Here is a 5,340-nt window from a genome sequence, read left to right as displayed (position 1 = left end):
CGATCAACTGCTCATCCGTGACCGCACCCACCGACCCTGCGGCCGGCTCCTGCCCCGAGGTGGTCTCGGTCGTCATCTGGCGTCTCTCCCTTGATCGGTCGATCAGCCGTTATTTGTACACACCCCCGACCCGGTGGTCAGCACGGTCGTGACCACCGTCGCGCACCCGCTGTGGGCGCACCGGGCCGATGGGATCGCGCAGCCCGACCGCAATTGGTGGTTGGTGGTCAGGGACGCATCCGGCACGGTTGTCGGTGCCGCGATGCGAGCGGTAACGTTTGCACCCTATCCGCCATTCCTGCTGCCGATGCCCGACGAGGCGGCCGTGGCCTTGGCCTACGCGTTGCACGAGCGCGGGGAGGAGGTGCTCGCCGTTAACGGAGCACTTCCTGCCGTTGAACTGTGCGCCGCCGAGCTGACCCGGCTCGGCGGGGGCAGAGTCCAGGTCAACCAGCACACGCGGCTGCACGAGCTCGGCGAGCTGGCATGTCCAGCGCCCGTACCCGGCAGCCTGAAGCCCGCAGCCGAGGACGACGCCGAATTGGTTATGGAGTGGTTCGGCGCGTTCATGGGCGATGCCGACGAACAGGCGGGCCGCCCACGCGGTGCCAGCGCGCACGAAATACCCGACCGTGTGGAAGTGCTGCGCCGGCTCCGGGCCGGGCAGCTGTGGTTCTGGGTCGATGGGGCTGGGCAGCGGGTGCACCTCACCGGCGCCAACCCGCCGTCGTTTGGGGTCGCGCGTGTCGGCCCGGTGTACACGCCGCCCGCCCAGCGGGGGCGCGGCTGGGCCAGCAACGCGGTCGCCGAGGTGTCACGGCGGATCCGGGCCGAGGGAGCGCGGGTGTGCCTGTTCACCGACCAAGCGAACTCGACCTCGAACAAGATCTACTCCGCCCTCGGCTACCGGCCGGTGGTCGACATGGCCAACCTCGTCATCGTCCGCTGACACGAAACGATCCGCGTGGCAATGGAGTTCATGGTCTGATTTGTCGGTCACCCAAGGCTCGGTTCGGGCGCGGCGCAAGGAAGTCGCCGGTCGAGATCAACGTGAAGCAGCTCGGTGCGGCCGTTGGAGACGCTCCGTACGGCGCATTCCGGCTCGGAGCAGTTCATTCCGTAGGGGGTACGGCCGCTACCGTCGTCCATCGGTAGGTGCGCTCGTCGCGGCGGAGTGCGATGAGTCGTACTTCGCTGACTTCGAGTTCCCACAGCGGGGAGCTGTCGTCCGCCCCCGACACCTCGGGCTCACCGCGAGCCTGCCCTACCGGCTGGGACGCCGTCGCAGCTGCCCGTCTCACCGATGACCGCCGACGCCGGCGGTCCAGCTCGATGATCGGTCGTACTCGGTGGCGAGCACGCCGCCGCTCTGCAGCACCGTGTCGCAGCGGACCCAGAACGCAACGTCGGGGTGCTGGTGGCCGGTCTCGGTGTTGGCCACGGAACTGCGACCGTACTGCACGAGCCGGGCGAAGCCGTGCTGTGTGTGACCAGCGGCCTTGAGCAGGTCGGCGTCCTGGCGACCCAGCACGCGTCGGGCGGTCTTGATCTCGTCGCTGTCGGCCATCGCCGCAAACCCCCGATCACCGGCGGACCGTACGTCACGATGCGCACACACGGCAGATGTCCCCTGTGACAAGCCACCGGACGCGCGGGGCGCCCACATGAGGGCGGGCACGAATGTCGGAGCGGGGCGCTCATTGTCGTCGTCGACCGGCGGGGAGGGAGCCGCTCGCGTTGTCAGAGTTTTGTCGGAGTTGCCGTCGGCATCTGCCGACAATGTCCGCGGCTGGCGTTGCGGGCGTGTCGGGCGGTGGTCGTCCTACGGTCCATCCATGCCCTCCGGACGTCCTGAATTCACCGCCGACCTGCCCCGCAAGCGGATGGCCGTCGCGCTTCTGATCACCGGCGCTGACCAGCGGATTATGCTTGTCGAGCCGGCTTGTCAGGCGGTGTGGGAGATTCCCGGCGGGTGCGTCGAGGCCGATGAATCCCCGTACCAGGCGGCGATCCGCGAAGGCCGCGAGGAGCTCGGACTGACCCTCTCGCCCGGGCGGCTGCTCGTCGTGGACTGGGTGCCACCGGCCGACGGGCGCACCGAAGGGGTCATGTTCGTCCACGACGTTGGCACGCTGGACGCCGCCCGGGCCCCGCGGATCGTGGTGCCGCCGGACGAGTTGACGAGTTGGGCTTGGTCTGATCGGTCGGAGACCGCTCAGCGGCTGCCGCCGCTCGATACGAGGGCCACCGAAGCCCTCGGCGCTCGTGCCGATACGTCAACTCGCTACCTGGAGAACGGCGTCCGGGCGATCTGACATCGGAGGGACGCCGAGACCACGGTCAGCCAGCTACTACGGGGTCCCTCGACGGAGAACTCGTCCCGGCCCGCCTTGCCAGACAGCTGCCCCGCAGCTCGCTTTGCTCACGACTTGGGAGGTACTTCTTTGTCCAAGACCGAAACCCAGGGGCCAACTTCGCCCGGCGCCGCGATCGACTCGGTGTTGCCGGAGTTGCGGGAGATGTGGTGGGAGACCGGCATGCGGGCACGGGCCCAGGCGGGTCTGTTCTCCGTCTTCGCCGAGCTGCCCCGCCTGCTGTGGGCCGCCCTGGCGGTCAGCTGGCGGGCCGACCGGATGCGCACTCTGGTGGTGGCGGCGACGACCGTGGTCGCCGGGGTCATGTCGGCCTTCGGGCTCCTCGCCGCGCAGCGGGTGCTGGTGGAACTGTTCGCCGGCGGGCCGACGGCGGACAAGGTACGCGCCGCGCTGCCCGCGCTGGTGGCCCTCGCGGCGGTGACCGCGCTGCGCGCCGGCATGGCCACCGCGATGGGATACGCCCAGAACGGGCTGACTCCAAAAGTGGACCGGGAAGTGGAACGGGGGTTGTTCGAGGTGACCACCGCGGTGCGGCTGGAGGCGTTCGACGCCGACGCGTTCGCCGACGACATGGAACGCGCCTCCCGCGGCGCGGACTCCACCACCGGTCTGGTGCAGTCGTCAATGAATCTGCTCGCCGGCCTGGCCGGCGTCCTGGCCGTGATGGCCGCCGTCGTCGTCGTTCACCCGCTGCTGCTGCTTGCCCTGCTCGTCGCGACCGTGCCGAACGGGTGGGCGTCGCTGCGCGCGGGACACCTGCGCTACCAGACCTACGCGGCCGGATCGGTACGACGCCGCCGGTTGTGGCTGCTGCACCGCCTGATGGCCGAACGTGACTCCGCTCCTGAGCTGCGCGCCTACGGGCTACGCGCCTTCCTGCTCGACCAGTACGACCGGGTCATGGGGGTGGAGACCGGCATCCAGCTCGCCCTGGCCCGCCGGGTGACCACGACCACCACCGTCGGCGCCATGATCGGCGGGATCGCCACCGCCGTGGTCTACGTCCTGCTCGGGCTGCTGCTCATCGACGGGCAGATTCCCCTCGCCGCAGCCGCGACCTGCGTGATCGCCGTGCAGTCCGCGCAGCGCTCGCTGTCCGTGGTCACCTTCCAGGTCGACCGCGTCTACACCGAAGGTCAGCACTTCCGCGACTACACCGGCTTCATGACCCGCGCCGCCGACTACCTACCCCAGCCGGCAACCACCCCAACAGGCCGCGCCACCGCGCACGAGCAGCTCCGGGACATCACGGTCGACGCGGTTTCCCTGCGCTATCCCGACCGGGACACCTCCGCCGTCGACGAGGTGAGCCTGAGCATCGAGGCCGGGCAGACGGTGGCGTTCGTCGGCGAGAACGGATCCGGGAAATCCACCCTCGCCACCATGATCGCCACCCTCCGCACGCCCACCGCCGGGGCCATCCGCTACAACGGCCGCCCCGCAGACGACTGGGACGCTGACACGCTGCGAGCCCGGATCGCCGTCGTCACGCAGGACTACCACAAGTGGCCGTTCACCGCCGCGACGAACATCGCCATCGGCGACACCACCACCACAGCCGAGCAGCGCCGGATCGAGGCCGCCGCCGCACGCGCCGTCGCCCACGACATGATCAACGAGCTGCCCCACGGCTACGAGACGCTGCTCGACCGCACGTTCGCAGGCGGCCAGGACCTCTCGGGCGGCCAGTGGCAACGCATCACCGCCGCCCGTATGTTGACTGAACTTGAGCGGGCGTCTTCGCAGCTCAGATGGATTCCTCGATTGTCGGTGTCGTACGTTCTGGCGCGGCCCAGTCGCGGATGTGCCGCGGCGATGGCGGCCTGAGGAGCCCATGAGCGGAATGGTGCTGGGCGGGCGCGATGTCGCCGGTCTGAAGCTGGCCAGGATCGGCCGGCTGCTTGAGGATGTAGGGCCGGCGGCGGGCATCCGTCTCATCGACGGTGACGGCTGCGAGGTCGGGGTCGTATCGGACTTCCTCTCGGAGATGCGGGCGCGCGGAAACTCGATCGCGTCGCTGCGCTCGTACGGGATGGATCTGCTGCGCTGGTTTCGCTTCCTGTGGACTGTTGACGTGGCATGGGACCGGACGACACGTGTGGAGGCGCGCGACTTCGTTCTGTGGATGCAGCGGGCCCGTAAGCCGGGCCGCGGAGACGACCGTGTCGTGGTCAACCCGATCACTGGAAAGCGCGGAACGGGTGCCGGCTACGCACCGGCCACGATCAACCACGCCGAGACGGTGGTCCGCTGTTTCTACGACTATGTGGGCAGCGTCGGGGCCGGGCCGGTGGTCAACCCGTTCCCGATCGTGTCGGTGGAGGGTGGTCGACGGCTGGCGCACCACAACCCGATGCAGCCGGCGCCGATGGAGCGCACCGGCCTCTACCGGCTCAAGCAGCCGCAGCGTAGCCCACGGTCGATTCCCGACGGCCTGTTCGAGCAGTTGTTCGCGCGGTTGAGCTGCGACCGGGATCGGGCGCTGGTGGCGATGTTCGTGTCCACGGCGGCGCGGGCGGCGGAGCTGCTCGGCCTCGTGCGTGCGCGTCTGGACATCGGCAACCAGCTGGTCGGCGTCGTGCGCAAGGGCACCGGGGCGGTGCAGATGCTACCGGCGTCGTCAGACGCGTTTGTGTGGCTTCGTCTGTATCAGCGCAGCCTGCGGGGCAAGGTTCCCACCGGGCCCAGCGACCCGGTGTGGTGGACGGTTCGGCCGCCCTACCGGCCGTTGAATTATCACGCCGCGCGTGCGGTCCTGCTGCGCGCCAACGTCGCGCTGGGCACCAACTGGAGCTGGCACGATCTGCGGCACACCGCCGCCTACCGGATGGCAGCGGATGTCAACGGTCTCTTTGATCTCCCCGTAGGCGGCCGGCAGTTGTCCCCGCTGACGGCCGCGGAGTTCTCCCCAACGGCGGCCAGATAGTTCCCCGCCGTTGGTTGTTCGGGGTGTCAGGTCAAGGGC

The 5,340-nt window shown here is 69.3% G+C and carries 5 protein-coding genes; 4 read left to right on the top strand and 1 reads right to left on the bottom strand.

Features of this window, described 5'->3' with window-relative positions; genetic code table 11:
* Positions 1 to 133: 133 nt before the first annotated feature.
* Entirely contained in the window at positions 134 to 949 is an 816-nt protein-coding gene (locus D7I43_RS32080; protein WP_120332301.1) for a GNAT family N-acetyltransferase, read from the top strand.
* Between the two features lie 348 nt (positions 950 to 1,297).
* Here the strand turns inward: D7I43_RS32080 and D7I43_RS32075 are convergent, their stop codons facing one another.
* Entirely contained in the window at positions 1,298 to 1,567 is a 270-nt protein-coding gene (locus tag D7I43_RS32075; RefSeq protein ID WP_240033328.1) for a helix-turn-helix domain-containing protein, read from the bottom strand.
* 268 nt (positions 1,568 to 1,835) lie between these two features.
* On the opposite strand from D7I43_RS32075, the gene D7I43_RS32070 reads away from it, so the two are divergent.
* The 3 genes from D7I43_RS32070 (at position 1,836) to D7I43_RS32060 (ending at position 5,301) form a co-directional block, all read left to right on the top strand.
* A complete protein-coding gene (locus D7I43_RS32070) occupies positions 1,836 to 2,315 on the top strand; it encodes an NUDIX domain-containing protein (protein ID WP_240033327.1) in 480 nt (159 codons plus the stop codon).
* A 204-nt stretch (positions 2,316 to 2,519) separates the two neighbouring features.
* Positions 2,520 to 4,202, top strand: coding sequence for an ATP-binding cassette domain-containing protein (locus D7I43_RS32065; RefSeq protein ID WP_420870267.1), 1,683 nt, complete (start codon positions 2,520 to 2,522; stop codon positions 4,200 to 4,202).
* A gap of 7 nt (positions 4,203 to 4,209) precedes the next feature.
* Entirely contained in the window at positions 4,210 to 5,301 is a 1,092-nt protein-coding gene (locus D7I43_RS32060; protein ID WP_147427375.1) for a tyrosine-type recombinase/integrase, read from the top strand.
* The last annotated feature ends 39 nt before the right edge of the window (positions 5,302 to 5,340 follow it).

The organism is Micromonospora globbae, from assembly GCF_003610785.1.
Lineage (GTDB): Bacteria > Actinomycetota > Actinomycetes > Mycobacteriales > Micromonosporaceae > Micromonospora > Micromonospora globbae.
The sequence above is the reverse complement of the archived record's forward strand: the minus strand, read 5'-3'. Positions and strand labels throughout refer to the sequence as shown.

Bases quoted from the DNA above. Each gene is read 5' to 3' on its own strand.
- D7I43_RS32075 (WP_240033328.1), bottom strand. From the start codon at position 1,567: ATGGCCGACAGCGACGAGATCAAGACCGCCCGACGCGTGCTGGGTCGC.
- D7I43_RS32070 (WP_240033327.1), top strand. From the start codon at position 1,836: ATGCCCTCCGGACGTCCTGAATTCACCGCCGACCTGCCCCGCAAGCGG.
- D7I43_RS32065 (WP_420870267.1), top strand. From the start codon at position 2,520: ATGTGGTGGGAGACCGGCATGCGGGCACGGGCCCAGGCGGGTCTGTTC.
- D7I43_RS32060 (WP_147427375.1), top strand. From the start codon at position 4,210: ATGAGCGGAATGGTGCTGGGCGGGCGCGATGTCGCCGGTCTGAAGCTG.